At 69.3% G+C, this 2,041-nt stretch carries 2 protein-coding genes; both read left to right on the forward strand.

Going from position 1 to position 2,041, the window contains the following annotated elements; translation table 11 throughout:
• Positions 1–510 precede the first annotated feature (510 nt).
• On the forward strand, positions 511–1,236 hold the full coding sequence (locus tag ACWEPF_RS39875) for a DUF4166 domain-containing protein (RefSeq protein WP_452176527.1): 726 nt from the start codon (positions 511–513) through the stop codon (positions 1,234–1,236).
• A gap of 109 nt (positions 1,237–1,345) precedes the next feature.
• Positions 1,346–1,990, forward strand: coding sequence for a TetR/AcrR family transcriptional regulator (locus ACWEPF_RS39880; protein ID WP_449798063.1), 645 nt, complete (start codon positions 1,346–1,348; stop codon positions 1,988–1,990).
• The last annotated feature ends 51 nt before the right edge of the window (positions 1,991–2,041 follow it).

Below are 2,041 nucleotides of genomic sequence, written 5' to 3' on the forward strand. Positions count from 1 at the left end.
ATATCTGGCGTTGACTTTTGGCACGCTGTTGAGTTCTCAAGGAACGGTCGCTTCCTTCGGTCCGCCTTCCAGCGGGCCCTCCGGGCGCTTCGTTCTTTCGTGTTTCAAGCTTATCAGACGCTTTCGTCCGACTCGCTTCCGTCTTCTGCGACCTCACGGCCTGTCCGACGTTTCAAACTCTAGCCGATCCCCGCTCCGAAAAGCGAATCCAGCCGCAATCCATATAAACGCACACGACAAATAGACCCAGCCCGCAAAAAGCACAGACTAGTTCCGAGCGGAAGTGGTGTTCCAAGGATTGGCCGCCCCGGGACCGTCCACACAGAACGCGTGTCCGGTGCTCCCTGCCGAGCGACTAGAGAACACTACCTTCGTCGCCATCCGAAGGCAAACATCCTCCAAGGGCCCTGCTCGGCACCCTCTTGAGCGATCGCTCAAGGTCTGCCACCATGGCGCCACCGCCTTGAGCGATCGCTCAAACCGCAACCGCCGGCCTGCCCAGGAGTACCCGTGCCTCAGATCGCCACCGCCCCCACCACGACCACCTCCGCCGCCCGCGCGTCGATATTCCGGAGCGCCCTCGGCTCGGACTTCGACCGGCTGCACCCCGAACTCCAGCGCCGCTTCGGGTTCTCCAGTCGGGACGGGATCGCCTGCATCGGCACCGGCCGGATGGACCGGGTGTGGCACGGGTCCCGCCTGGTGAAGCAGGCCCTCCGACTGGGGAGCGGCTGCAACATCCTCTTTCCGGAGAGCGGGCGCGACGTCGCCTTCACTATCGCGAACTACGCGTACCGGGACGGGTACGGCCGGGAGACGGTCACCTTCGTCCGGACCTTCCAGTTCACCCGTCCCCGCCGGTTCGACGCGACGATGATCGCCTCCGAGCGACCGAACACGGTCATCGACTACCTGGGGACGCACCAGCACCTGGCGGTCGACCTGGAGTTGCAGGTGACTCCGGCCGGCGGGTTGGTGATCACCTCGGGCGACCAGCGGGTGTCGGCACTGCCGGGCTCGCCGCGGTGCCCAGGGGTGCTGACGGGGCGGGCCCGGGTGCACGAGTGGTTCGACGAGGAGGCGGAGCGGTTCCGGATCGAGGTGAGGGTGACCAATCCGGTGGTCGGTGCGGTGATGGGGTACCAGGGGTCGTTCACCACCGAGTACATGGACGTCGCGGACCGCGCGGGGGTGCCGACGTACGTGCGGCCGGTACGGGAGCAGTGGCGGAGTTGAGGGCAAGGAGAGGAGCGAGGACTGCGGGGCGGGCGGGGAAAGCGATGCGAGTCAGCGCGCCTGAACGGGCCTCGGGCTGCCCGGGGCGGCTCCCACTACGCTGCTCGGCATGAGCGACACGCGTGAGCGACTGATGGAAGCGGCCGTCTCCGCGATCAGGCGGCACGGAATCGCGGGCGTCTCGGCGCGCAGCATCGCCACCGAGGCGGGGGCCAACCAGGCGCTGGTCTTCTACCACTTCAAGACGGTCGAGGGACTGCTCGCCGCCGCCGCGCTCCGTGAGACCGGTCTGCGGCTCGAGCGCTACCGGCCGCGGCTCGAGCAGGCCGGCTCGCTGCGCGAGCTCCTCCGGCTCGGCCGGGAGCTGCACGAGGAGGAGCGGGACCGGGGGAACGTGGCACTGCTGGGGCACTTCCTGGCGGGGGCCGCCGCCTACCCGGCGCTGGCGACCGCTTCGGCGGAGGCGCTCGGGCTGTGGAGTGCGGAGGTCGAGCGGGTGCTGACGCGGATCTTCCTGGGCCACCCGCTGGTGGAGGTCCTCGACGTACCGGGGCTGGCCAAGGCCGTCTCCGCCTCCTTCGTCGGTCTGGAGCTGTACGAGGGGGTGGATCCTGACGGGGCGTCGGCCGCCTTCGACGCGCTGGACCGGATGGGCGCGCTGGTGGAGGTGGTGGACGGGCTCGGGCCGGTGGCCGCGCGCGCGTTCAAGGCCACGCTTCGGCGCAGCTCCGCCCGGACGGGTCGCGAGGGCTGAGGCCGGCAGCAGGTGACACGACGGCGGCCCGCCCCCACTGTGGGGGCGGGC

Source organism: Kitasatospora sp. NPDC004289 (assembly GCF_053602875.1).

What these genes read in the sequence shown, in the direction of transcription:
- ACWEPF_RS39880 (WP_449798063.1), top strand. Translation starts at nt 1,346, where the DNA reads ATGAGCGACACGCGTGAGCGACTGATGGAAGCGGCCGTCTCCGCGATC.